Below are 23,034 nucleotides of genomic sequence, written 5' to 3'. Positions count from 1 at the left end.
GCTCAGTCCGCCCCCGGACCCCTGTCGTCCTCGCCCTTGCCCGCGCCCTCGCCCGTACGCTCCGAGCCCGGCGGTGGCGTGGGCGCCCCCGGCAGCACCAGCCGCACCAAGGTCCCGCCCCCCTCGGCCCGTTCGACCGCGACCCGGCCGCCGCACTGTTCGGCGGTGCGGGCCACGATGGACAGGCCCAGTCCCGAGCCGGGCAGGGAGCGGGCCGAGGGGGAGCGCCAGAAGCGGTCGAAGACGTGGCGGAGTTCGTCCTCGGGGATGCCGGGGCCCCGGTCGCGGACGGTGAGTTCGCCGCGGTGGAGGCGGAGATCGACGGTGCCGCCGGGCGGGCTGAACTTGACCGCGTTGTCGAGGATGTTGACCACCGCCCGTTCCAGCGCGGCCGGGCGGCAGCGGACGTACCACGGGGCCAGGTCGGCGGTGAAGGTCAGCTCCGGGCCGCGCAGGCGGGCCCGGCGCAGGGCGGTCGCCGTCGTCTCGTGGAAGGCGACCACCTCCAGGCGGCCCTGCTGCGCGCCGTCGGTACGCGAGAGTTCCTGGAGGTCGCCGATGAGCGCGGCCAGCTCCGTCATCTGCGCCTTGACCGAGTCGAGCAGCGCGGCCCGGTCCTCGGCGGGCAGCGCGCGGCCGGTGCGCTCGCTGCGGGCCAGCAGCTCGATGTTGGTCCGCAGCGAGGTCAGCGGGGTGCGCAGTTCGTGCCCGGCGTCCGCGATCAGCTGCTGCTGGAGGTCGTGGGAGTCGGAGAGCGCGCTGGTCATCGCGTTGAAGGAGGCGGAGAGCCGGGCGATCTCGTCGTCGCCGCCGACGGGGATGCGCACGGTCAGGTCCCGGGTGCGGGCCACCTCCTCGACGGCCTCGGTCAGCCGGTCGACGGGCCGCAGCCCCGACCGGGCGATCCACAGCCCGGCCCCGCCCGCACCCAGCACCCCGACGCCGGAGACGAGCAGGAGCAGCAGCGCCAGGTCGTCCAGGGTGTCCCGGGTCTCCTCCAGCGAGTACGCGTAGACGATCGCGGTGTTGCGGAAGTGGGCCGGGGGCGGGCCCTTGGCGAGGGCCGGGGCGGCCAGGACGCGGACCTCGGTGCCGTCGGCGGCGGTCGCGTCGTGCGGCTCGGGGTCGTGGCCGGGGCCGCCCGCCGCCACCGCGAGGTCGGCCGGGTCGGGCTCGACCACTCCGGCGGAGGCCTCGGCGACGCAGACCTGGCCGTCGGCGGTGACCAGCTGGAGGTACAGCTCGGGCTGGGCCCGGCCGAAGCCGCCCGGGCCGGTCGGTGCCGGTTCGCTCGGGCAGTCGGCGAGCAGGTCGCGCAGGGCGGCGGTGGGCTGCGGCTGGTTCTGCGCGTGCAACTGGGCGTCGATCTCGTCGTACAGCTTGCCGCGCACCACGAACCAGCAGGCCACCGAGACGGCGGCGACCGCCAGGGCCACGGCCGCCGCCACCAGCAGGGCGAGGCGGGCCCGCAGCGGAAGCGCGCCGAGCCGTCTCACTCGCCGCTCCCGGAGCGCAGCACGTAGCCGACGCCGCGCACGGTGTGCACCAGGCGCGGTTCGCCGCCCGCCTCGGTCTTGCGGCGCAGGTACATCACGTACACGTCCAGGGAGTTGGAGGTCGGCTCGAAGTCGAAGCCCCAGACGGCCTTGAGGATCTGTTCGCGGGTCAGCACCTGGCGCGGGTGGGCGAGCAGCATCTCCAGCAGGGTGAACTCGGTACGGGTCAGCTCGACTCGCCGGTTGCCGCGCAGCACCTCGCGGGTGGCGAGGTCCATCCGCAGGTCGGCGAAGGCGAGCACGTCCCCGTCGTCGGCGGGGCCGGCCTGCTCGGCGGCGTACGAGGAGCGGCGGAGCAAGGCGCGGACGCGGGCGAACAGCTCGTCGAGTTCGAAGGGCTTGACGAGGTAGTCGTCGGCGCCCGCGTCGAGGCCGGTGACGCGGTCGCCGACGGTGTCGCGGGCGGTCAGCATGAGGATGGGCACGGTGTCCTGCGCGGCCCGGACCCGCCGGGCCGCCGTCAGCCCGTCCATGCGGGGCATCTGGATGTCGAGGACGATCAGGTCGGGCCGGTAGGAGGCCACCTTCTCCAACGCGTCGAGCCCGTCGACGGCGACCTCGGTGCCGTACCCCTCGAAGGCGAGGCTGCGGCGGAGCGCGTCGCGGACCGCGGGCTCGTCGTCGACGATCAGGATGCGCTGCTCACGCTCCTGGTCCTGGGGTTCGGCGGCCGGCATGGCGGACTCCCTGGGGGCTTCGGGGTACGGGTCTCGGTGCGGCCAGCCTCGCACGCGCGAGGCCGGGCGCGCCGGTCACCGCTGGGAGCCGGAGCGCAGCGTGTCGAGGTCGGCCTTGAGGTCGTTCACGGGGATGGCGAAGCCGAGGCCGACACTGCCCGCGTCGGAGGACTGGCCCTGCGAGGAACCGGCCGAGTACATCGCGGAGTTGATGCCGATGATCTGGCCGTCCATGTTGATCAGGGCGCCGCCGGAGTTGCCCGGGTTGAGCGAGGCGTCGGTCTGGATCGCCTGGTAGGTCGTGGTCCGCTCGCCGGTCTCGCCGTTGAACTGCTCCCCGCCGTACTCGAACGGCCACTCCCGGCCGCCGCCCTGCCCGCTGCCGCCCTGGCTCTCGTCCCGGGAGACGGTCACGTCGCGGTCGAGGGCGGAGACGATGCCGCTGGTCACGGTCCCGGTGAGCCCGGCGGGCGACCCGATGGCCACCACGTCGTCGCCGACGGCCACCCTGTCCGAGTCCCCGAGCGAGGCCGCCTTCAGCCCCGAGGCGCCCTGGACCTTGATCAGCGCCAGGTCCTTGGAACTGTCGGTGCCGACCACCTCGGCGCTGTACGTCTTCCCGTCGCTGGTCGCCACCTGGACCTGGGAGGCCCCGGAGACCACGTGGTTGTTGGTGACGACCTCCCCGTCCTCGCTGATGATCACGCCGGAGCCCGTCGACTGGCCGGACGACCCCGCCGCCTTGATCTCCACGATGCTCGGCCCGACCGCCTCGGCCACCCCGGCCACCGTCCCCTTGCTGGAGGCGGCCACGGTCGTCCCGTTCACCTGCGAGCCCGAGCCGCCGGCCCCGCCCCCGGTCAGCTCCTGGAAGGCGTACGCCGTCCCGCCGCCGACCGCCGCCGCGGCCACCGCCACCGCGGCGAGCAGCCCCGCCGGACCGCGCAGGCGGCGCCGGTGGCGCGGGGTGTGCGGCGGGTGTGCGGGCGGCGGCGGCCAGGCGCCCGCCGCGCCGGAACCGTCGGGGGAGGTCGTCGGGTACGTCGTGGGGTACGCGCTCGGGTACTCACTGGGTGCGCCGTCGTGGCGGTAGCTCTCCGTCATGTCTCCGACGATCCGGCCGCCGGATGAGAGCGAGCTGAGAAGGGGCTGAGAAGCGGGGGAGAATCCTGTATGCCCGGTATAAGGGCGGCCCCGCCGGGAGGGCCGCCCGCCTCACGAGCAGCCGCAGGACCGCCGGACGACCAGCCGCGACGGGAACACCTTCTGCCGCTCGCGGCGGGAGCCGGCCACGCGCAGGGCGTCGTCGAGGACGAGGTCGACGGCGGCGCGGGCCATCGTGGTGCGGTCGGAGGCGACCGTGGTCAGGGGCGGGTCGGTGAGGCCGGCCTCCTTGACGTCGTCGAAGCCGGCCACGAGCAGTTCCCCGGGCACGTCGATGCGCAGCTCGCGGGCGGCGCGCAGGACGCCTATCGCCTGGTCGTCGGTGGCGCAGACGATGGCCGGCGGGCGGTCGGGCCCGGCGAGGAGGGTGAGGGCGACCTCGTAGGCGTCGTAGCGGTTGTACGGGGCCTGGAAGAGGCGGCCCTCCGTGGGGCGGCCGGCCTCGGCCATGGCGCGGCGCCAGCCCTCGACGTGGTCGGAGACCGGGTCGCCGACCGAGGGGGTGCTGGGGGTGCCGCCGAGGCAGGCGACGTAGGAGACGCCGTGCTCCAGGAGGTGGCGGGTGGCGAGCTGGGCGCCGCCCACGTCGTCGGTGACCACGGCGACGTCGTCGATGGCGTCGGGCCGGCGGTGCAGCAGGACGACCCGGGCGTCCCACGCCTCTATCTCGCTGGCGGCGGTCTCGCTAGGGCCCTGGCTGACCAGGATCAGGCCGGAGACCCGCATGCCGAGGAAGGCGCGGAGGTAGTGGACCTCACGCTCGTCGAGGTAGTCGGAGTTGCCGACCAGGACCATCTTTCCGCGTTCGGCGGCCGCCTGTTCCACGGCGTGCGCCATCTCCGCGAAGAAGGGCTGCCGGGCGTCGGGCACGATCATGCCGATGAGGTCGGTGCGCCGGGACGCCATCGCCTGCGCGACCCGGTCGGGCCGGTAGCCCAGCTCCTTGATCGCGGCGAGTACCCGCTCTCTGGTGGCCGGGGCGACCGGCCGGGGTCCGTTGTTGATCACGTAGCTCACGACGGCGGTCGATGTCCCCGCCAGTCGCGCCACGTCGTCCCGCGTCACCTTGGCCACGGCGGCAGTCTACGCGGGTCGAGGCCGCTCCCTAAGGGCTGTCCGCCCTTCAATACCGGGCCGGGACACCCCTCCGCCCGCCTCCCCGGGCCGCCGTGCGGGGCGGCCGGGAGACGGGCGGAGTAGGGCATGATCACGGACCGGGGCGGCTCAGGGCTTGGCCGCCGCCTTCTCCGTGACAGTGGAACCGGAGGCGGCGCGGGACTCGCGCACCTTCTCGGCGGCCTCCTCCTGTGCCTGCTCCTTGGCCGCCTTCTCCTTCGCCTCGGGCTTCTCCGGGGTGACGAAGCGGTAGCCGACGTTGCGGACGGTGCCGATCAGCGACTCGTGCTCGGGGCCGAGCTTGGCGCGCAGCCGCCGTACGTGCACGTCGACGGTGCGGGTGCCGCCGAAGTAGTCGTAGCCCCAGACCTCCTGGAGCAGCTGGGCGCGGGTGAAGACCCGGCCCGGGTGCTGCGCCAGGTACTTCAGCAGCTCGAACTCCTTGAAGGTGAGGTCGAGGATGCGGCCCTTGAGCTTGGCGCTGTAGGTGGCCTCGTCCACGGAGAGGTCGCCGTTGCGGATCTCCATGGGGGAGTCGTCGGTGGTGATCTGCTGGCGGCCCATGGCCAGCCGCAGCCGCGCCTCGACCTCGGCCGGGCCCGCGGTGTCCAGCAGTACGTCGTCGATGCCCCAGTCGGCGGTGACGGCGGCGAGGCCGCCCTCGGTGACGACCAGGACCAGCGGGCAGCCGGGACCGGTGGAGCGCAGCAGCTGGCAGAGGCTGCGGACCTGGGGCAGGTCGCGGCGGCCGTCGATCAGGATGACGTCCGCGCCCGGGGTGTCGACGAGGGCCGGGCCCTCGGCGGGGGCGACGCGGACCTGGTGGAGGAGCAGCCCCAGTGCGGGCAGCACCTCGGTGGAGGGCTGGAGGGCGTTGGTGAGCAGCAGCAGGGAGCTCATCGGCGCTCACCCGCCTCGTGGCGGGAGTCTCGGCAGCTCGGATGGTGGGGGTTGGATCGTTCGCCCATGACGTCGGTTCCTCCTCGGTTCCCTGCGAGAGGGAGTCCGTCCGGAGTGGCGCGCCGGACGGACTTGCGGCACTGCGTACGGATACGTCCACGACCCCCGCGCCCTGGGGACCGCCGGCCTCCCGGAGCGCAGGACGCGACCGGGAGGCCCGGTCGTATACAACGTGCCGGAAAGCACGAAAGGACCCGGGGGCGTCGCTGCCCGAGTCCTCTTCCCAGCACAATAACCCACATGAGTACGCCTACGGCAGGGCGCGACGTGCGCCCGGACCCCTCTCCGGCCGCCTCCCGACTGCCCTCGCAGGGTCGTGCGGACGGGCCGGAACCCGGGCCCGGCGGCGGTGCTCGCGGACCTCGCCAGGGCGCCTTTCCCGCAGGTCAGAAAGGTTTCGCCGAAGGGGCCGAACGGGTGGTGCTGCTGGCGGCCGACGGGGTCGCCATCGAGGCGGTGTACGAGCCCGCCGATTTTGACGCGGATGTGACCCGGGACGCGGCCGGGCGGGTGCCGGTCACCGTCGTCGCCCACGGCTTCACCGGCAGCGTCCACCGCCCGCACGTCCGCCGGGCCGCGGCCGTCTTCCGCCGTTACGGGGCGGTGATCACCTTTTCGTTCCGCGGACACGGAGCCTCCGGCGGCCGCTCGACCGTCGGCGACCGCGAGGTGCTCGACCTCGCCGCCGCGGTCGCCTGGGCACGGCGGCTGGGCCACCGCACGGTCTGGACGGTCGGCTTCTCCATGGGCGGCTCGGTCGTCCTGCGGCACGCCGCGCTGTACCCGGCGGGGGCGCCCGACGGGCACGGCTCCGCCCACGACGACGTGCACGGCTCCGGCCACGACGACGCGCACGGCCCGGCCCACACCGACGCCGTGGTGGCGGTCAGCGCCCCGGCCCGCTGGTACTACCGGGGCACCGCCGCCATGCGCCGCCTCCACTGGGTGGTCACGCGGCCGCTGGGGCGCGCGGTCGGCCGCTACGGGCTGCGCACCCGCATCCACACCTCCGACTGGGACCCCGTCCCCCTCGACCCCGCCGAGGCCGCCGCCCGCATCGCCCCCACCCCTCTCCTCCTCGTCCACGGCGACCGCGACCCCTACTTCCCCCTCGACCACCCGCGCGCCCTCGCCACCGCCGCCGGCTCCCACGCCGACCTCTGGCTCGAACCCGGCATGGGCCACGCCGAGAACGCGGCCGACGAGGCCCTACTGGCCCGAATCGGCGCATGGGCGGCCCGGCGGGCGCCGGGCGGGTGAGGGAGCCGGGGGTGCCCCTCGGGACACCGGCCTGCGGCCGTGTGCGTCCTCAAATGCCGGACGGGCTCAGTGTCCTTAAGCGCCGGACGGGCTGAGATTGCGCCCGGACGCGTGGTCGAGCTCGCGCGGGAGCCGCTCGGGATTGTCCCTGGACCGGCAGAGATCCCGCGCCGACCGGTCGAGACTGGGCCCGGACGTGGCTGAGATCCCTCGTGGACCCGTTGAGACTGGCACTGGGGCCCCAACCTGACCAAGATCGCGCGGGCCGGCCAAGAGACTTCGCCGCCCAGCGGGCTGATCCAAGCCCGTCCGGCGCTTGAGGACATCCAGCCCGTCCGGCGTTTGAGGACACTCAGCCCGTCCGGCGCTTGAGGACACCCCAGCCCCCGGCACGGCCACCACGAGCCCACCCCCGCGAACCGGGGCAGCGCAGAGTCCCCCCGCCCCGCGAGGGCCTAACCTTGCGTTCGGGCGCGCCCGCGGACCGCGCCAGGCAGCAAGCAGGGCCGGTGTCCCGCACCCGGCCGAGGAGGACCCCATGCCCACCGGCACGATCCGCTACTGGGCGGCCGCCAAGGCCGCCGCCGGGATCGCCGAGGAGCCGTACGTCGCGGCGACCCTCGCCGAGGCCCTGGACGGCGTTCGCAGCGCCCACCCCGGCGAGCTGGTCCGCGTGCTCCAGCGCTGCTCGTTCCTGGTCGACGGCGACCCCGTCGGCACCCGCGCCCATGAGACCGTACGGCTGGCCGAGGGCGGCACGGTCGAGGTGCTCCCGCCGTTCGCAGGAGGGTGACCCCCCACAGCATGAGCAATCAGCCGCAGCAGCCGTACTACGACCCGTACGGTCAGCAGCCCCCGCAGGGCCAGCCGTACGACCCGAACGCCGCGCAGTACGGCCACGACCCGTACCAGCAGGCCCCGCAGGACCAGACCGGCCCGGCGCAGACCTGGCAGGGCCAGACCTGGGAGAGCCAGAGCCACCCCACGATCCACCCGGACCCGGCGCAGGGCTCCTACGGCGGGCAGCCGTACGGCGGCCAGCAGGGGTACCCCGTGCAGGGGCACCCGGCGCAGAGTTACGGGGCCCAGCCCTCAGGCCAGTACCCCGGCCCGGCCGCGCCCTCCCCCTACGAGGAGACGGCGCTCATCCCGCCCACCCCGGCCGCCGGCCCGCCCCCGGCCCCGCCCGCGCCCCCGGGCGTCCCGGCCCGGCCCGCCCCCTCCCCGTACGAGGAGACGGCGATGATGCCGCAGGCCACCTCGGGCGGCACCCCGACGGGCCCGCCCCCGCCGGGCATGCCGTCCTACGGTGGCCAGGGCCGCCCGGTCCCGCCGCCCTCCCCGTACGAGGAGACGGCGCTCATCCCGCCGACCTCGGCCGGGCAGCCCTCCCCGTACGAGGAGACGGCCTTGATCCCGCCGGTGACCGGCGCCGGGCCCGCCCCGTACGAGGAGACCGCCCTGATCCCCCCGGTGACCGGCGCCGGGCCGATGCCCGCGGCCCAGCCGCAGCCGCACCCCCAGTCGCACGCCCAGTCGCAGGCCGGACACCGCGCACCCGCCGGGACCGGCAGTCACCGTGCCGCCCCGGCCGCCGAGGAGCCGGCGGCCGACGGGCCCGCCTACGGTCCGGCCACCGTCACCGGCAACACCCGGATCACCGACGCCCAGCGCGCCCGCGCCGAGGGCCGCTCGCCGATCATCGATCCGGGGACGCAGCCCGCGCTGCTCACCGCCGCGCTCGGCCTGCTGATGGCGGGCGGGGCGGCGCTCGGCTGGTTCGGGCTGCTGGTGCCGCTGGTGGTGCTGCAAGGGCTGACGGCGGCGGGCTGGTTCCGGCTGAACGGGATGTGGCCCGCCCGGCAGGGCATCGCCCTCGCCTTCGCGGGCGCGCTGGTCGCGGACGCGGTGCTGCTGGTCGCCGGGCGGTCGAACGGCCCGGCCGCCGTCGTCGGCACGCTCGGTGTCTGGGTGCTGCTCTGCCTCGTGCTGCAACTGCGCAGCAACGCCCCGGCCGACGACCGGCTGCACGGCCTCTTCGCCACCATCGCCTCGGCGGCGCTGGCGATCCTCGCCGCCGGGTACCTGGCCGCCGAGGCGGACGCCGTCGTGGTCGGCGGGATTTCCGTGGCCGTGGCGATCTTCGTCCGCTCGCTGCCGCTGCCCGCCGCCGCCTCGATGGCCGTCGCCGTCCTCGCGGGCGCGGGCGCCGGGGCGCTGGGCGGCGCCCTGACCGGGCTCGGCACCCAGGCCGCGCTGATCGGCGCGGGCGCGGCGGCGTGCGCGGTGATCGGCCACCGGGTCGCGGCGTACGACTACCCGTCGCGGTTCGTGCACATGACGGCGGGCGTCGCCCTGCCGCTGACCGCGGCCGTCCCGGCCGTCTACCTGCTGGGCCGGGTCGTCACCGGCTGACCCCGCCCCCTCGCGAGTCCCACCGCGCCCCCGGCCCTTCCCGGCCGGGGGCGCGGTGGCTTTCCGTACGCGTCCGGTCGCGTCCGGTCTCCTCCGGGCGTCGGGACGTATCAGGTCGCACACACTCGGGCGGAGACGATCAGGACGTTGGGCCGTCCGGGTTACGCTCGCGGCCAGGTGCCCACCGGGGCGCCGGGAGCGAAGTCCACCTGGTGGGGGAAGCCGAACGATGCGCGCACTACGCATACTCCTGATCGTCGTCGTGGTCCTGGGGGGACTCTTCGTCATCGCCGACCGCCTCGCGGTCAACTTCGCCGAGGGCGAGGTGGCCGACCGGCTCAAGGCGAGCGGGTCGATGAACGCCGACCCCGAGGTGACCATCCACGGCTTCCCCTTCCTCACCCAGGTCGTGGGCAGCGGCCTGGAGGACGTCGAGGTCTCGGTGAAGGAGTTCGACGCCACCACCGACGGCAAGAGCGTCCGTATCGCCGACCTCAACGCCCACCTGCGCGGCGTCGAGTTCTCCGGCGGCTTCAGCCAGGCCACCGCGAAGACCGCCGAGGGCACCGCCCGGATCGGTTACGCCGACCTGCTGAAGGCGGCCAAGCCCGACCCGATCGACGTCGGCCCCGGCGTCACCGCCAAGGTCATCGGCCTCTCCGACGGCGGCAACGGCAAGATCAAGGTCGAGATCGAGGCGGAGGTGTTCGGCGCGACCCTCCCCAAGCCGCTGGAGGTCCTCTCCACGCCGACCGTGCAGGACGGCGAGGTGCGGGTGAAGGCCGACGCGCTGCCCAGCCTCGGCATCAAGGTCGCCGAGGACAAGGTCCGCGAGATCACCGACTTCCAGCAGAAGGTCGGCGGCCTGCCCGGCGGCATCGAGCTGTCGAAGGTGACACCGGCGAAGGACGGCGTCGAGATCAGCGTCGAGGGTTCGTCGGTCCGCCTCGCCGGGTAGGACGGGGACGGCCGCGCGCGTCCGGGTCCACCGGCCCGCGCGGCGTCCGCAGAGCGAGACGCCCTCGTCCGTAATTCCGGCCGCCCGGGCCGCTCGCGACCGCCCCAGCCCTCTCCGCGAGGGGCCGGGGCGGTTCGGCGCTGTCCGGGGCCGACCCGGGTGCCCGTATCGCGGACGATCTCGTCTCGGATGGTGAAACGTCGGTGACATCGCCGCCGATTCGTCCCTACGATCGGACCCATGAAGCGACAGGCGGACCTCACGAAGCGGCGGGCAGTCGACCTGTGCCGCGTCGCCGCCATGCTCTGTCGTCGCGGCTGAGCAGCACGGGGACCGTACGCCTGGGCCCGCCCCGTCCGCGACGGGACCGGCCCGCTACCGCCCCGCCGAGAAGCCCGGAAGCCCGCGCGAGCGCCACGATCCCGCATCCTGTCCGTATCGCGGACACCGCAGCCACCGGACCGCACCGGCCGGAGACGGGCGGAACCCCGCGCACCGGCACCCCGGACCGCCCCGCACCGCACGCACGCACCGCCGTACCAGCCCCGCAACTGCCCCGGAGGAATGCACCATGAGCCGTAGTGACGTCCTGGTCGACGCCGACTGGGTCCAGGAAAACCTGGACGACCCGAACGTCGCCGTCGTGGAGGTCGACGAGGACACGTCCGCGTACGACAAGAACCACATCCGCAACGCGATCCGCATCGACTGGACCAAGGACCTCCAGGACCCGGTCCGCCGCGACTTCATCGACCAGGAGGGCTTCGAGAAGCTCCTCTCGGCCAAGGGCATCGCCAACGACACCCTCGTCGTCCTCTACGGCGGCAACAACAACTGGTTCGCCTCGTACGCGTACTGGTACTTCAAGCTCTACGGCCACGAGAACGTCAAGCTCCTCGACGGCGGCCGCAAGAAGTGGGAGCTGGACTCCCGCGACCTGGTCGCCGAGGTCCCCCAGCGCCCGGCCACGGACTACAAGGCCAAGCCGCAGAACACCGCGATCCGCGCCTTCCGCGAGGACGTCGTGGGCGCCATCGGCAACCAGAACCTGGTCGACGTGCGGTCCCCCGACGAGTTCTCCGGCAAGCTGCTCGCCCCGGCCCACCTCCCGCAGGAGCAGTCGCAGCGCCCCGGCCACGTGCCGAGCGCCCGCAACATCCCGTGGTCGAAGAACGCCAACGACGACGGCACCTTCAAGTCCGACGAGGAGCTGAAGGCGCTCTACGCCGACGAGCAGGTCGACCTCGCCAAGGACACCATCGCGTACTGCCGCATCGGTGAGCGTTCCGCGCTCACCTGGTTCGTCCTGCACGAGCTGCTCGGCGTCGAGAACGTCAAGAACTACGACGGCTCGTGGACCGAGTACGGCTCCCTGGTCGGCGTGCCGATCGAGCTCGGCGCCAACAAGTGACCCCCCGCCCCCGCCGCCCCTCGGCGGCGGGGGCACACCGCACCAGCGAAGGACGGATGCAGGAATGTGTGGAGCCAAGGCCGGCGGCCCCGACGCCTCGACCATCAAGCCCGGTGAGACCACCATCCAGGGCAGCGTGACCCGCGACGGCGAGCCCGTCACCGGTTACGTGCGGCTGCTCGACTCGACCGGCGAGTTCACCGCCGAGGTCCCGACCTCGGCCACCGGTCAGTTCCGCTTCTACGCCGCCGAGGGCACCTGGACGCTGCGCGCCCTGGTCCCGGGCGGCTCCGCCGACCGCACGGTCGTCGCCCAGCAGGGCGGCCTCGCCGAGGTCGCCATCGCCGTCTGAGACGCCCCGCCGTCCTCGGGCGGCGGGCGCCGGGCAGGCCGCGGGGCCGCACTCCACGGGGTTGGACGCCACCGGTACGGAGTGCGGCCCCGCGGCCTGTCCGTGTCCGGACCGCTACCCACCGGCGTCGCCGTTTCCCCTGGTCAGGGGCGTTTTTCGGGCAGTTTCGCGTGAGGCCGTCCGCCGGGGTGCGGGGCGGCCCGACGTGCCTACGCTGGAACCATGTATGCGCGAAGGCGGCATGTGTACTTCGCCATGATGGGCCTCTGCTTGAGCCTCTTCGTCGTGGCGTGCGCCGTCGTGCGCCTGTGGTCGGTACCGGCCGCCGTCGCGATGTGCGTGGTGGCGATGGTGATCCCGCCGTTCGCCGCCATCGTCGCCAACCGCAAGGGGCCCGAGGACCGCTGGTACGACGACCCCGGCGCCGGTTCCGCTTCCGGCCAGGACGACGGCACCTCTCCCGCCCCGCCGACCCACGTCCGCAGGAAGGACCCGAGGGACGGCCCCGGCACGCCACCGGTGAAGCCGCCCTCCGAGCGGGGCGCGTCCGGCTCCACCGGGATCTCCGGCGGGCACGGCCCCGGTCACGGCCATGGCCACGGCGGGCGCCGGGGGCCCCTCTCCGACCAGGACCGGGTCAAGGGCGACGACCCCGAGTCCGAGGCGTGGTGGCGGGAACTGGACCGGCGCGGCAGCGGCGGCCCGCCCGGACACGGCAGCGACCCGCGCCGGCCGGGACCCTGGCCCGAGGAGTAGCGGCCCGTACTGGCCCCCGGTGTACGGGAGTCGGGCGGAAGTCGGGGCGGGACTCAGTAGACGAGCGCCTGCACCCCGTCCGCCATGATCTCGCTGACGAAGACCTGCGCCCCGGCGATCCGGACGCCCTCGATGACATCGCCCTCCGAGATGTCCCGGCGGGCGGCGCACTGCGTGCAGAGGGTGATCCCGCCGCCCGCCATGATCCCCTCGATCAGCTCCGGCAGCGGTGCGGCGTGCGGGAGTGCGAACTCGGCCGCCCGTCCCGGCAGCGCGAACCACGACGACTCACCGGTCAGCCAGAGCGACACCTCCACCCCGCTGGCCACGGCCACCGCCGCCACCGTGAACGCCTGCGAACACCGCTCCGGGGAGTCCGCCCCGGCCGTCACCTTGATCACGAGCTTTTTCGCCATGCCCGAATCGTAATGAACCCCGGGGCAACCCCGGACCCGCCTGGTCGGTCACCCGTGCGAACTGATCATGCACCGCACACACGCATCCGGAGCCTGATCCTCGACTTCGCGGACCCTGGGGGGACCTCTTTGGACACGTCAGACCCGAGCAGGCCGGGGGCGGAAGCCACTCCGGCCGAACCGCCCACCGAGGCGCCGGCCGAAGCAGTGGAGGCACCGGCCGAGGCGCAGGCCGAGACCCCGGCCCCGCGCCGCCGCCCGCGCGGCCTCACCACGCTCATCGTGGCCTGCGCGGCCCTCGTGGGCGTGGTCGGCGGCACCGCCACCGGCTACGCGATCCAGGCCGAGCGGAAACCGACCCCGCTGCCCGCCCTCTCCCAGGCGGACCTGGCCTACCCGAAGAAGGCCCTGCCGGAGAGCGAGCGGCCCGCGCCGCTGACGGCCAAGCACGACACGGCGGTCAAGGCGGACGGGGATCTGCGGAAGCTGCTGGTGGGGAAGCCGAAGGGGTTCCGGGAGGCCACGGGCTACTTCGTCAACGGGGTCAGCCCCGAGGACGGCTGGCTCTCGCCGGGTGGGCGCAGCCTTGAGTACACCGAGCCCGGTGAGGTGCTGGTCGACTCGGTGCGCAACGGCATCCGGCGGGTCGCGGCGGCCAACTGGCAGCGCGGCGAGTACGAGTACGTCGCGGTGCGGCTGGTGCAGTTCCGGCCGGGAGCTGTCGCGGAGGCCCAGGCAGGGGTGGAGAGCAGCCGTTGGGACGCCGCGAACCGCACGCGTTCCGGTCACGAGGAAGGCCGTGAGGTCAAGGCAGGCAGCGGGGCCGGCTTCTTCGTCTACGAGCCGGACTCCAAGCCGGGCTACCTGACCGTCTACGGGGGCCGCGCCGTCGGCTACCGCGGTGACGTCATGTTCGACCTGCACTTCAGCGACACCAAGCCCCTGTCCGAGAAGGCGATCAAGGATCTCGCCCTGAAGCAGCTGGAGCGCCTGTGACCGACTCCGGAAAGCCGGACACCACGGCGCTCGCGCCCGCGTCCGGCAAGAAGCCCGCCCGGTTCTCACGCGGCCGGATCCTGCGCGTCGTGGCGGTCGGCCTGGTGGCGGGCGCCTGCATCGGCACGGTCACCGGCGTCTCGGGAATGGTGGAGAGAGCCGACAAGAAGGTGGCGACGGAACGCTGGGGCGAGCTGGCCGAGCCCGGCAAGGACCCCGCCGAGCGGGCTTACGAGGGCCGCCACAACACCCCGCTGAGCAAGCTCCTGCTGCCCGCCTCGGACTACGCCCTCGGGCCGGACAGCGGCGAGCGGGGCAACGACACCGAGGTGGACGGTGCCGAGGCGGTCGCCGCCGTCAAGGAGACGCTGCGCGGCCTGCCGCAGAAGCTCCGCCGCGACATGGAGAAGCGACTCGACCGCAGCGGCGTCGAGGGCGCCGCCATGCGCACCTACGCCCGCACCGACAACGACACCTTTTTCGCCGAGATGAACATCAGCGTCGTCAAGGACACCCAGGTCATCCAGGACCGGTACCGGAGGATGACCAGCCTGCTCCGGTCGATCGGCGTAGACAAGGGGCCGAAGGTCAAGGGCCACCGGGACGCGGCGTGCTTCCGGTTCAAGGGCGAACGCAAGAAGGACGTGCAGGAGCTGTACTGCGCGGCCGCGAAGGGCAAGCACTTCGTCTCCATGTCGGCCGAACTGCCCGGCGACGGCTCCGTGAAGCCGCCCGCCGAGCTGTTCGCCGCCCAACTGGACCACCTCGCCTCACCGGGGGAGTACGTATGACCGAGCAGACCCTGCCCAGAACGCCCGAGGAGCCCGCCGCCCCGGCCGAGGCCGCGGGGCCCTTCGCGGCGCCGGCCGAGCCGCCCCGCAAGCCCTTGCGGGAGCGCCGCGTACTGCGCGCCGTCGCCCGCTGGAGCCTCGCCGTCGTGGTCGCGGGTGGCCTCGGCGCGGGGACGGCTGCGTTCGTCACCTCCCAGGAGCGCACCGACCTGCCGGGCCTTGCCACCGCCTCCGACGGCCGCTGGGACTTCCCCCGGCAGAAGCTGCCGGCCCTGCCCGCCGACGCCCCGCGCCCGGGCCACTCCGACAACGCCGCCGGCATCCACCACGCCGACCTCCGCGACCTCCTGGTCACCGCCCCCGGCAGCGCCGAGCCGGACGCGAAGCTGACCGGCGACTGGACACCCACCTCGGCCTACCTCGCCGAGTACGCCAAGGGCGACCGCCGCGAGCTGGGGCACAAGCTCCACGAGTTCGCCCTGCGGCACGTCGCCTCCCGGGCCTGGACCATGCCCGACGGCACCGAGGCCCGCGTCCACCTGCTGCGGTTCCCGTCGTCGGGGCTCACCGACCTGTACCGGGACGAGGGGCTCGACTTCGGCTCGACCACCGGTGCCTCGCCGGCTCACGCCAAGGAGACCTCGATCGACGAGCAGTGGACCAGCCGAGGCGTCCCCGACACCACTTCCGTCTACGCCTACGAGGAACCCGCCCCCTACGGCGACGACGGCGTCCAGACCCGGGTGGCGTACATCGTCGCCGGGGACACCCTCGGGATGGTGGTGCACGAGAAGAAGGACGGCGCGGCTCGCGTCCCCTTCCACCAGACGGTGATTCTCCAGACGCAGCTGCTCGGCTGAGGGGTGTGGCCGGGCCGGGTGCGGGGCCCGGCCCGCCCTCGCCGAGAGAGCCGGGGCCAGGCCGTCTAAGCTGGGGGCGGCTTCGTATCCGCTCATCCACGTGTCACCGAGGAGCACCCCGTGCTTGAGGCATTCTTCTCCGCCCTGCTGGTCCTGGTCTGCGTCGGCGTTCTCGCCTTCGTCGGCCTGAGCGTGAAGAAGCTGTACCAGGGCCAGCGCTGACCCGGCTGCCCCGCCCGAACCGAACCCCTGCGACGAAACGCGTGAGCCGCTCATGATCGAGATCCCGTCCGACCTGCACCCGGACCTCGTGCCGCTGACCTTCCTCCTCGGCGACTGGGCGGGCGCGGGCGTCTTCGACTTCCCCGGCGCCGAGAAGTGCAACTTCGGCCAGGAGGTGTCCTTCAGCCACGACGGGCGGGACTTCCTGGAGTACCACTCGCACACCTGGGTCCTCGACGAAGAGGGCAAGAAGGTCAGGCCGCTGGAGTCGGAGGCGGGGTTCTGGCGGATCGACAAGGACCGCAAGGTCGAGGTCGTCATGACCCGTGACGACGGGGTCGTCGAGGTCTGGTACGGCGAGCTGGCCGACAAGAAGCCGCAGATCGACCTGGCCACGGACGCGGTGGCCCGCACGGCGGCCTCCGGTCCGTACAGCGGCGGGAAGCGGCTCTACGGGTACGTCAAGAGCGACCTCATGTGGGTCGGGGAGAAGCAGACCCCCGAGGTGCCGCTGCGGCCCTACATGTCCGCCCAGCTCAAGAAGGTCGTGACCCCGGGCGAGGTCGAGTCCTGGGCCAAGGACCTGGGTGACCTTCCGGACGACGGGATCGCCTTCTTCAAGTAAGCGGCCCTCAAACGCCGGCCGTGCTCTTCTTGGCCTCAAGCGCCGGCCGGGCTGTCTATAGCCCGGCCGGCGCTTGAGGCCGTCTTTTCGCGAGCCCGGCCGGCGTCGAGGCCCCCTCTACACTGGGCCGTGTGGTGAGCATCGACTGGAAGAGCGACCTGCGGCAGCGCGGCTACCGACTGACGCCCCAGCGTCAGCTGGTGCTGGAGGCCGTCGACAAGCTGGAGCACGCGACCCCGGACGACATCCTCGGCGAGGTCCGCAGGACGGCGGCAGGCGTCAACATCTCCACGGTCTACCGCACCCTGGAGCTCCTGGAGGAGCTGGGCCTGGTCAGCCACGCCCACCTGGGCCACGGCGCCCCCACCTACCACCTGGCCGACCGCCACCACCACATCCACCTGGTCTGCCGCGACTGCTCCGAGGTCATCGAGGCCGACGTCTCGGTGGTCGAGGCGTTCACCGCCCAGCTCCGCGAGAGCTTCGGCTTCGACACCGACATGAAGCACTTCGCGATCTTCGGCCGGTGCGAGGCGTGCACCCGGAAGCGCGAAGAGGCGGCGGCCCGCGACTGACCCGCGCGCCCGGGCACGTACCCGGGCTCGTACGGACGGAATATTCAGGCCCCCACCTGGCGTCCTAGGCTGTGTGTCCATGAAGAGTCCCCTGCTGTCCCTGCCCGGTGCCGTGCCCGCCGAAGGGCCCGACGAAGGCGTCGCCGCGCACTACGGCGACCTCTTCCGCGAACAGCGTGCCCTCGCCGACGGCACGGGGTTCGTCGACCTCTCGCACCGCGGCGTCCTCACCGTCACCGGCGACGACCGGCTGAGCTGGCTCCACCTGCTGATCACCCAGCACGTCAGCGAGCTGCCCGCCGGCCGCGCCACCGAGGCCCTGGTGCTCACCGCCAACGGCCACATCGAGCACGCGCTCTACCTGGTGGACGACGGGTCGACCACCTGGGTGCACGTCGAGCCGGGTACGCAGGGCGCGCTCCTCGCGTACCTGGAGAGCATGAAGTTCTTCTACCGGGTCGAGGTCGCCGACCGGACCGAGGAGTTCGCCCTCGTCCACCTGCCCGCCGGGTCCATCGTGAACCTGGCCGAGGGCGAGGCGGCGGCGGTCCGCGAGACCCCGTACGGGCGGGACGTCTTCCTGGAGCGCGGGCGGCTGGAGGAGTTCGCCGCCGCGCACGGCCCGGCCGTCGGCGTCCTCGCCCACGAGGCGCTGCGCGTCGAGGCGCACCGGCCGCGGCTCGGCTTCGAGACCGACCACCGCACCATCCCGCACGAGCTGGGCTGGATCGGCACCGCCGTCCACCTCCAGAAGGGCTGTTACCGGGGCCAGGAGACGGTGGCCCGCGTGCAGAACCTGGGCAAGCCGCCGCGCCGCCTGGTCTTCCTCCACCTCGACGGCAGCGAGGTGCACCTGCCGGGACCCGGTACGCCGGTCCGGCTGGCCGCCGACGGGCCCGACGGGCGGAAGCTGGGCTTCGTCACCACCTCGGCCCGCCACCACGAACTGGGCCCGATCGCGCTGGCGCTGGTCAAGCGGAACGTACCGGTCGACGCCGAGCTGATCGCGGAGTCGACGGCGGCGGCGCAGGAGGTCGTGGTCGAGCCTTAGGGCAGTCGTAGGGCAGTCGTAGGGCAGCTGTGGGGCGTAGGGCGTTCTACGGTTGCGGGGGAGCCCGGTGGGGCCGGTGCGCCCCGTGTGTCGCCGTGCGCCGTCCGTGCCCCCAGGTGCGCCCTGGGGTGGCGGAGGCGCGCCCGCCGGGGGTGGCGGAATGCGACGGGCGGGGCCGGACGCCGGAAGGGCCTCGGCCCCGTCAGACCTCCAGCAGGACCGTGAACGGGCCGTCGTTGGTCAGCCCCACCCGCATCTTGGCGCCGAACCGGCCCGTTGCCACCGTGGCGCCCAGTTCGCGCAGGTGCGCCACCACCGCCTCGACCAAGGGTTCGGCGACCGGGCCGGGAGCCGCCGCCGACCAGGTGGGGCGGCGGCCCTTGCGGGCGTCGCCGTAGAGCGTGAACTGGCTGATGACCAGGAGCGGGGCGCCGGTGTCGGAGCAGGAGCGCTCCTCGTTCAGGATGCGCAGCGACCAGAGTTTGCGGGCCAGTTGGGCCGCCTTCTGCGCGGTGTCGTCGTGGGTGACGCCCACCAGGACGCACAGCCCCTCGCCGCCGATCTCCCCGACCGTCTCGTCGTCGACCACCACGCTCGCGCCGTCGACCCGCTGCACCACTGCTCGCATGGGGCCCATCATGCCGTGCGCCCGGCGCGTGCCGCGCACGCGCCCGCGCGCCCCTCGCGCCCCACGCCGGGCAGGAACGGTACCGCCGTACGGGCACGAAATCGGGCACTCCGGCACGTTGCGGTCATCCGGGGTGGCACGATGCTCCCACGCGGTGCAGCCCGCCGCCGGTTCGAGGGGACGGACGAGAAGACATGAGCACGTCGAGCACATCGAGTACACCGACCACGGCAGCCACCGGACGACTGGCCCCGGAGCAACGTTCCGGCGGCGTCTACGGGAGCGCGCGCCCGCCGACCCAGCGCACCGACAGCCCCGCCCCCGGCGCCGTCCTGTCGGCCACCGGCGAGCCCACCCGCGACCTCGTCCTCCTCTCCCTCGCCGAACTGCGCACCGTGCGCCGCACGGCCCTGCGCGACGAGGGCGACCTGAGTTACGTACGGCGCATCCTCCAGGGCCGGCTGGACATCCTGCGGGCCGAGGCGGCGACCCGCAGGGCCGAGCGGACCCCGGCCCCCGGGAGCGATTCCGGTTCCGAGGCCGCCCAGGCGGGCAGCCCGCACCCCGCCGGGGCAACCGGCGCCGGTGAGGGCACCGTCTCGCGTTCCGGTTCGAGCCCGGTGCCGGGACTGGCGCTCGGCTTCGGCTCCGGGCTGACCGGGGCGGGCCGGCGGCTGGTCGTGGGGGCGCCGGTGGTGGCGCGCCTCTCGCAGATCCTCGCCGACGCCCCCACCCGGCACCGCGCCTCCGCCCGGCACGTCACGGTCTCCGTGCCGCAGGGCGAGGAGTACCGGCGGCTCGCCGCCGAGATGCTCTCCGAGGTGGAGCTCTCCGACCTCTCCGCCCTCACCGACGAGGAACTGGAGAACGCCACCGCCCGCCTCGGCCGCTACGAGCTACAGGTCTCCCGCCGCCGCGGCCAGCTCCAGCGCACCGCCGACGCCTGCGGCGCGGAGATCACCCGCCGGTACCGGGAGGGCGAGGCGCAGGTCGACGACCTGCTGGCCTGACCCGGAGCCGGGCCGGGTGGCGGCCCGGGGACCCCCGCCCGTGCGGGACGGCGCCGGGTGCCGAGAATGGGAGGGACCCCGCTCCGGAAGGCCGCCCGATGTCCCCCGCTCAGCCCGTCCCGCCCCGCCCCGCCGACGACATCCCCGCCGACGACGTCTCTGTCGCGCCGTCCGCCGCGCCGTCCCCGGTCCTCGCCGAGGTGGTGCGCTCCGGCTTCGTCGAGGGCGTCCACCGGGGCAGCGTCGTGGTGCTGGACGCCGACGGCACCGTCGTCTGGTCCCTCGGCGACCCGGACCGGCCGGTCTTCCCGCGCTCCGCCAACAAGCCGATGCAGGCCGCCGCCATCCTCCGCGCCGGCCTCGACCTCGCGGGCGAACGGCTCGCCCTGGCCGCCGCCAGCCACTCCGGCGAGCCCTTCCACCTGGAACTGGCAGAGCGGATGCTCACCGAGTTCGGCCTGAGTGCCGACGCCCTCCAGTGCCCGCCCGACCTGCCGCTCGACCCGGTCGAGGCCGAGCACTACCTCGCCTCCGGTCAGGTCCGCCGCCCCCTCACCATGAACTGCTCGGGCAAGCACGCCGCCATGCTCGCCGCCTGCGCCCGCAACGGCTGGCCGCTCGACAGCTACCTCGACCCCGGTCACCCGCTCCAGCTCCTCGTCCGCGAGACCGTCGAGGCGGCCGCCGGCGAGCCCGTCGCCGCCCTCGGCACCGACGGCTGCGGCGCCCCGCTGATGGCCCTCACCCTGCCGGGCCTGGCCCGCGCCTTCGCCGCCTTCGTCCGCGCCGAGCCCGGCACGCCGGAACGCCGCGTCGCCGACGCCATGCGCGCCCACCCCGAGTACGTCGCCGGGACGCGCCGCCCGGACACCTGGCTCATGCGCGGCATCCCCGGCGCCCTGTCGAAGATGGGCGCCGAGGCGGTCCAGGCGGTGGCCCTGCCGGACGGCCGCGCCCTCGCCTTCAAGGTGGACGACGGCGCCACCCGCGCCCTCGGCCCCGTCCTCGCCCGCCTTCTGGAGCAGCTGGGATACGCGGGCGAGACGGCCACCCGGATCGGCAGCGCGCCGCTGATGGGCGGTGCCGTCCAGGTCGGGGAGATCCGGGCCGCCTTCTGAGGCCGGCCGGGCGGGCGGCGGTGGCGCGGGTCAGCTCTGACCGAGCAGGCCCGCCAGTGAAGTGCGGCGCTCCTGGAGGCAGTTGAGGCGTTCGTCCAGGGCGGCCAGCTCCCCGGCGAGGAGGTCGCGCAGCTCGCCGCACCAGTCGATGCCGGTGTCGAAGGTGTCCTGGTCGACGCAGGGCAGCACGGCCTGGATGACCTCGGTGGTCAGCCCCGCGTCGAGCAGGAATCTGATCCGGCCCACGACGGCGACCGCGTCCTCGCCGTACGAGCGGTAGCCGTTCTGGCCGCGCGCGGCCTGGAGCAGGCCCTGGTCCTCGTAGTAGCGCAACAGCCGCCTGCTGACGCCGGTCCGGCGGGACAGTTCTCCGATCAGCATGTGACGCCCCCGTCTCCTCACGGCCCGCCGGAGAGAGATCCGGCTTGACCTTCTCACTGATGTGAAGCCTTAACGTCCTTTCCCAGAGCGGCATTCCGCCCCGCCGGGGGAGGGCGGACCGCCCCGGGCCGTCCGCCCGTCCACGGGGGAACGGGCGGCGGCCCGGACCGTAGCGCCCCCGGCCGTCCGCCCGCCCGCCCCGCACCGCAGGAGCAGCCGTGACCTCCTTCCCGACCCAGGCCCCGGACCAGAACCAGCACCAGGACCGCTCGTTCCTCTTCGTCCTCGGCAGTTCGCGCCCGGACGGCAACACCGCGCAGCTGGCGCGGGCCGCCGCCGAGCACCTGCCCGCCGACTACGGCCGGCGCTGGATCGACCTCAACGACCTCGTGCTCCCCGACTTCCAGGACGGCCGCCACGAGGGCGAGGGCTGGCAGCCCGGTGAGGCCGAGGCGACCCTGCACGAGGCGACCGTCGCCGCCACCGACATCGTCATCGCCACCCCGCTGTACTGGTACTCCTTCTCCGCCCAGACCAAGCGCTACCTCGACTACTGGTCGGGCTGGCTGACCCTGCCCGGCTCCGACTTCGCCGCGCGCATGGCCGGGCGCAGGCTCTGGGGCGTCACGGTCATGGCCGACCGCGACGAGGTGGTCGCCGACGGCCTGGACACCTCGCTCCACCACACCGCGGCCTACCTGAAGATGGGGTACGGCGGCATCCTCCTCGGCAACGGCTCCCGCCCCGGCCAGGTCGCCGCCGACGAGCGGGCGATGCGCCGCGCCAAGACCTTCTTCGCCGGCCCCACCCCGCTCGCCCGCTTCCCGCACGAGGAGACGGCCGAGGCCGCGTGAGGCCCCCGGGGACCCGCCGCAGATCCGGCCGCCGGGACCTCCCCCGGCGGCCCACTCGGCGGTACGCTGCCCGGCACGCCCCCTGGGGCCCGCCCTGGTCCTGCCGCCGAGTGAAGCGGACACTCCCCTCGTGACCTCCAGCACGCACCCTCCCGAGCCGACCGCCGACGAACTCGCGGGCCTCCGCGACCTGGTCGCCGCCGCGAAGACGGTGATCCTCGGCTTCGACGGCCCCCTCTGCCGCCTCTACGACCCGCTCACCGCGCGCGCCGCCGCCGACTCCCTCACCGGGCTCCTCGCCGAGCACGGCGTCCCGGCCGGTGACGTAGCCGGCCGCACCCCGCTCGCCCTGCTCCGCTCCCTGACCCTCGGCGCCCTCGACGACGACCCCGCGCTCAGCACCGCGCTGGACGAACTGCTGACCGGCTCCGAGGTCGCGGCCACCCTCACGGCCCGCCCCGCCCCCTACGCCGACAACCTGGTCCGCACCTGGTCGGCGGTGGGCACCCGGCTCGCCGTCGCCACCGGCCACTCCGCCGACGCCGTCCACGCCTACCTCGCCGGACGCGGCCTCACCGCCTGCTTCGGCCCGCACGTGTACGGCCGCACCGACGGCCTCACCCACCTGGGCCACGACGCCCCGCCCAGGGCCCTGGCCGCGCTGGGCGCCGACCCCGCCGAGGCCCTGGTGGTCGGCTCCACCCCGGAGGACCTGCGGGCCGCCCGGGACGCGGGCGCCCCCTTCCTCGGGTACGCCCGCGACCTGCCCGCCTACGACCGCCTCCGCGCGGCCGGTGCCCCCCTGATCACCGGCACCCTGGAACCCGTACGCCAGGCCGTGTGGGAGCTGAACCTGCCCCGGCGGTGATTCCGGTGCGGCAC

At 74.1% G+C, this 23,034-nt stretch carries 26 protein-coding genes; 18 read left to right on the top strand and 8 right to left on the bottom strand.

Annotated elements, in window-relative coordinates; genetic code table 11:
• Window positions 1-2: 2 nt before the first annotated feature.
• The 5 genes from OIM89_RS13570 to OIM89_RS13550 form a co-directional block, all read right to left on the bottom strand.
• Complete coding sequence (locus OIM89_RS13570; RefSeq protein WP_030699485.1) at window positions 3-1,496, bottom strand: sensor histidine kinase; 1,494 nt, start codon at window positions 1,494-1,496, stop codon at window positions 3-5.
• Window positions 1,493-2,233: a response regulator transcription factor gene (locus OIM89_RS13565; protein ID WP_030699486.1), complete on the bottom strand. Its 741-nt coding sequence runs from the start codon at window positions 2,231-2,233 to the stop codon at window positions 1,493-1,495. The genes OIM89_RS13570 and OIM89_RS13565 overlap by 4 nt, the downstream gene beginning before the upstream one ends.
• Window positions 2,234-2,308: 75 nt before the next feature.
• The gene (locus OIM89_RS13560) at window positions 2,309-3,337 is read right to left on the bottom strand and encodes a S1C family serine protease (protein WP_030699487.1); all 1,029 of its coding nucleotides are present in this window, start codon (window positions 3,335-3,337) and stop codon (window positions 2,309-2,311) included.
• A gap of 111 nt (window positions 3,338-3,448) precedes the next feature.
• Entirely contained in the window at window positions 3,449-4,471 is a 1,023-nt protein-coding gene (locus OIM89_RS13555) for a LacI family DNA-binding transcriptional regulator (protein ID WP_003949050.1), read from the bottom strand.
• Between the two features lie 150 nt (window positions 4,472-4,621).
• Window positions 4,622-5,413, bottom strand: a complete 792-nt coding sequence (locus tag OIM89_RS13550; protein ID WP_003949049.1) for a response regulator transcription factor — start codon at window positions 5,411-5,413, stop codon at window positions 4,622-4,624.
• Between the two features lie 477 nt (window positions 5,414-5,890).
• Between OIM89_RS13550 and OIM89_RS13545 the strand changes: the two genes are divergently transcribed.
• The 8 genes from OIM89_RS13545 to OIM89_RS13515 all read left to right on the top strand — a co-directional run bounded on the left by OIM89_RS13545 (window position 5,891) and on the right by OIM89_RS13515 (window position 12,625).
• Window positions 5,891-6,733, top strand: a complete 843-nt coding sequence (locus OIM89_RS13545; protein WP_264491296.1) for an alpha/beta hydrolase — start codon at window positions 5,891-5,893, stop codon at window positions 6,731-6,733.
• A 538-nt stretch (window positions 6,734-7,271) separates the two neighbouring features.
• Window positions 7,272-7,526 (top strand): MoaD/ThiS family protein, encoded by a 255-nt coding sequence (locus tag OIM89_RS13540; RefSeq protein ID WP_030699489.1) that lies wholly within the window; start codon window positions 7,272-7,274, stop codon window positions 7,524-7,526.
• Between the two features lie 11 nt (window positions 7,527-7,537).
• A complete protein-coding gene (locus OIM89_RS13535; protein ID WP_264491295.1) occupies window positions 7,538-9,148 on the top strand; it encodes a hypothetical protein in 1,611 nt (536 codons plus the stop codon).
• Between the two features lie 229 nt (window positions 9,149-9,377).
• A complete protein-coding gene (locus OIM89_RS13530; RefSeq protein ID WP_030698336.1) occupies window positions 9,378-10,106 on the top strand; it encodes a DUF2993 domain-containing protein in 729 nt (242 codons plus the stop codon).
• A 240-nt stretch (window positions 10,107-10,346) separates the two neighbouring features.
• Complete coding sequence (locus OIM89_RS29995; protein ID WP_350495130.1) at window positions 10,347-10,427, top strand: putative leader peptide; 81 nt, start codon at window positions 10,347-10,349, stop codon at window positions 10,425-10,427.
• 250 nt (window positions 10,428-10,677) lie between these two features.
• Window positions 10,678-11,517 (top strand): sulfurtransferase, encoded by an 840-nt coding sequence (locus OIM89_RS13525; RefSeq protein WP_030698335.1) that lies wholly within the window; start codon window positions 10,678-10,680, stop codon window positions 11,515-11,517.
• Between the two features lie 64 nt (window positions 11,518-11,581).
• Window positions 11,582-11,869 (top strand): DUF1416 domain-containing protein, encoded by a 288-nt coding sequence (locus tag OIM89_RS13520; protein ID WP_003949043.1) that lies wholly within the window; start codon window positions 11,582-11,584, stop codon window positions 11,867-11,869.
• Window positions 11,870-12,091: 222 nt separating this feature from the next.
• Entirely contained in the window at window positions 12,092-12,625 is a 534-nt protein-coding gene (locus OIM89_RS13515) for a DUF3099 domain-containing protein (RefSeq protein WP_107049108.1), read from the top strand.
• A gap of 53 nt (window positions 12,626-12,678) precedes the next feature.
• Here OIM89_RS13515 and OIM89_RS13510 read toward each other — a convergent pair whose 3' ends face one another.
• A complete protein-coding gene (locus tag OIM89_RS13510) occupies window positions 12,679-13,041 on the bottom strand; it encodes a DsrE family protein (RefSeq protein WP_030698333.1) in 363 nt (120 codons plus the stop codon).
• A gap of 129 nt (window positions 13,042-13,170) precedes the next feature.
• Between OIM89_RS13510 and OIM89_RS13505 the strand changes: the two genes are divergently transcribed.
• The 6 genes from OIM89_RS13505 (at window position 13,171) to OIM89_RS13480 (ending at window position 18,161) form a co-directional block, all read left to right on the top strand.
• Window positions 13,171-14,037 carry a hypothetical protein gene (locus OIM89_RS13505; RefSeq protein WP_151168643.1) on the top strand — a complete coding sequence of 289 codons (867 nt, stop codon included), beginning with the start codon at window positions 13,171-13,173 and terminating at the stop codon, window positions 14,035-14,037.
• Window positions 14,034-14,828 carry a hypothetical protein gene (locus OIM89_RS13500; RefSeq protein ID WP_052230983.1) on the top strand — a complete coding sequence of 265 codons (795 nt, stop codon included), beginning with the start codon at window positions 14,034-14,036 and terminating at the stop codon, window positions 14,826-14,828. Before OIM89_RS13505 ends, OIM89_RS13500 begins: the two co-directional genes overlap by 4 nt.
• Window positions 14,825-15,688 (top strand): hypothetical protein, encoded by an 864-nt coding sequence (locus OIM89_RS13495; protein WP_217466332.1) that lies wholly within the window; start codon window positions 14,825-14,827, stop codon window positions 15,686-15,688. The genes OIM89_RS13500 and OIM89_RS13495 overlap by 4 nt, the downstream gene beginning before the upstream one ends.
• 274 nt (window positions 15,689-15,962) lie before the next feature.
• Window positions 15,963-16,535 (top strand): FABP family protein, encoded by a 573-nt coding sequence (locus tag OIM89_RS13490; protein WP_030698330.1) that lies wholly within the window; start codon window positions 15,963-15,965, stop codon window positions 16,533-16,535.
• Between the two features lie 131 nt (window positions 16,536-16,666).
• Window positions 16,667-17,110, top strand: coding sequence for a Fur family transcriptional regulator (locus tag OIM89_RS13485; RefSeq protein WP_030698329.1), 444 nt, complete (start codon window positions 16,667-16,669; stop codon window positions 17,108-17,110).
• 79 nt (window positions 17,111-17,189) lie between these two features.
• Entirely contained in the window at window positions 17,190-18,161 is a 972-nt protein-coding gene (locus OIM89_RS13480; protein WP_030698328.1) for a YgfZ/GcvT domain-containing protein, read from the top strand.
• Between the two features lie 202 nt (window positions 18,162-18,363).
• On the opposite strand, the gene dtd is transcribed toward OIM89_RS13480, so the two are convergent.
• Window positions 18,364-18,789 carry a D-aminoacyl-tRNA deacylase gene (dtd, locus tag OIM89_RS13475; protein WP_195730640.1) on the bottom strand — a complete coding sequence of 142 codons (426 nt, stop codon included), beginning with the start codon at window positions 18,787-18,789 and terminating at the stop codon, window positions 18,364-18,366.
• Between the two features lie 194 nt (window positions 18,790-18,983).
• Here dtd and OIM89_RS13470 point away from each other — a divergent pair, with 194 nt between their 5' ends.
• Together OIM89_RS13470 and OIM89_RS13465 are read left to right on the top strand one after the other, a co-directional pair.
• Window positions 18,984-19,799, top strand: a complete 816-nt coding sequence (locus OIM89_RS13470; protein ID WP_175458962.1) for an ABC transporter permease — start codon at window positions 18,984-18,986, stop codon at window positions 19,797-19,799.
• A 98-nt stretch (window positions 19,800-19,897) separates the two neighbouring features.
• Window positions 19,898-20,917: an asparaginase gene (locus OIM89_RS13465; protein ID WP_052230982.1), complete on the top strand. Its 1,020-nt coding sequence runs from the start codon at window positions 19,898-19,900 to the stop codon at window positions 20,915-20,917.
• Window positions 20,918-20,947: 30 nt separating this feature from the next.
• Here OIM89_RS13465 and OIM89_RS13460 read toward each other — a convergent pair whose 3' ends face one another.
• Entirely contained in the window at window positions 20,948-21,298 is a 351-nt protein-coding gene (locus OIM89_RS13460) for a MerR family transcriptional regulator (RefSeq protein ID WP_030698338.1), read from the bottom strand.
• 218 nt (window positions 21,299-21,516) lie between these two features.
• Between OIM89_RS13460 and OIM89_RS13455 the strand changes: the two genes are divergently transcribed.
• Window positions 21,517-22,152 (top strand): flavodoxin family protein, encoded by a 636-nt coding sequence (locus tag OIM89_RS13455; RefSeq protein WP_195730639.1) that lies wholly within the window; start codon window positions 21,517-21,519, stop codon window positions 22,150-22,152.
• A gap of 130 nt (window positions 22,153-22,282) precedes the next feature.
• Window positions 22,283-23,020, top strand: a complete 738-nt coding sequence (locus tag OIM89_RS13450; RefSeq protein ID WP_195730638.1) for an HAD family hydrolase — start codon at window positions 22,283-22,285, stop codon at window positions 23,018-23,020.
• Window positions 23,021-23,034 lie beyond the last annotated feature (14 nt).

It is taken from the genome of Streptomyces sp. BI87 (assembly GCF_025957665.1).
Taxonomy (GTDB): Bacteria; Actinomycetota; Actinomycetes; order Streptomycetales; family Streptomycetaceae; genus Streptomyces; species Streptomyces albidoflavus.
The sequence above is the reverse complement of the archived record's forward strand: the minus strand, read 5'-3'. Positions and strand labels throughout refer to the sequence as shown.

Excerpts from the sequence above, each read along its gene's own strand:
- OIM89_RS13565 (WP_030699486.1), bottom strand. The coding sequence starts at position 2,233 with ATGCCGGCCGCCGAACCCCAGGACCAGGAGCGTGAGCAGCGCATCCTG.
- OIM89_RS13560 (WP_030699487.1), bottom strand. The coding sequence starts at position 3,337 with ATGACGGAGAGCTACCGCCACGACGGCGCACCCAGTGAGTACCCGAGC.
- OIM89_RS13550 (WP_003949049.1), bottom strand. The coding sequence starts at position 5,413 with ATGAGCTCCCTGCTGCTGCTCACCAACGCCCTCCAGCCCTCCACCGAG.
- OIM89_RS13540 (WP_030699489.1), top strand. The coding sequence starts at position 7,272 with ATGCCCACCGGCACGATCCGCTACTGGGCGGCCGCCAAGGCCGCCGCC.
- OIM89_RS13535 (WP_264491295.1), top strand. The coding sequence starts at position 7,538 with ATGAGCAATCAGCCGCAGCAGCCGTACTACGACCCGTACGGTCAGCAG.
- OIM89_RS13530 (WP_030698336.1), top strand. The coding sequence starts at position 9,378 with ATGCGCGCACTACGCATACTCCTGATCGTCGTCGTGGTCCTGGGGGGA.
- OIM89_RS29995 (WP_350495130.1), top strand. The coding sequence starts at position 10,347 with ATGAAGCGACAGGCGGACCTCACGAAGCGGCGGGCAGTCGACCTGTGC.
- OIM89_RS13525 (WP_030698335.1), top strand. The coding sequence starts at position 10,678 with ATGAGCCGTAGTGACGTCCTGGTCGACGCCGACTGGGTCCAGGAAAAC.
- OIM89_RS13520 (WP_003949043.1), top strand. The coding sequence starts at position 11,582 with ATGTGTGGAGCCAAGGCCGGCGGCCCCGACGCCTCGACCATCAAGCCC.
- OIM89_RS13515 (WP_107049108.1), top strand. The coding sequence starts at position 12,092 with ATGTATGCGCGAAGGCGGCATGTGTACTTCGCCATGATGGGCCTCTGC.
- OIM89_RS13510 (WP_030698333.1), bottom strand. The coding sequence starts at position 13,041 with ATGGCGAAAAAGCTCGTGATCAAGGTGACGGCCGGGGCGGACTCCCCG.
- OIM89_RS13495 (WP_217466332.1), top strand. The coding sequence starts at position 14,825 with ATGACCGAGCAGACCCTGCCCAGAACGCCCGAGGAGCCCGCCGCCCCG.
- OIM89_RS13490 (WP_030698330.1), top strand. The coding sequence starts at position 15,963 with ATGATCGAGATCCCGTCCGACCTGCACCCGGACCTCGTGCCGCTGACC.
- OIM89_RS13480 (WP_030698328.1), top strand. The coding sequence starts at position 17,190 with ATGAAGAGTCCCCTGCTGTCCCTGCCCGGTGCCGTGCCCGCCGAAGGG.
- dtd (WP_195730640.1), bottom strand. The coding sequence starts at position 18,789 with ATGCGAGCAGTGGTGCAGCGGGTCGACGGCGCGAGCGTGGTGGTCGAC.
- OIM89_RS13470 (WP_175458962.1), top strand. The coding sequence starts at position 18,984 with ATGAGCACGTCGAGCACATCGAGTACACCGACCACGGCAGCCACCGGA.
- OIM89_RS13465 (WP_052230982.1), top strand. The coding sequence starts at position 19,898 with ATGTCCCCCGCTCAGCCCGTCCCGCCCCGCCCCGCCGACGACATCCCC.
- OIM89_RS13460 (WP_030698338.1), bottom strand. The coding sequence starts at position 21,298 with ATGCTGATCGGAGAACTGTCCCGCCGGACCGGCGTCAGCAGGCGGCTG.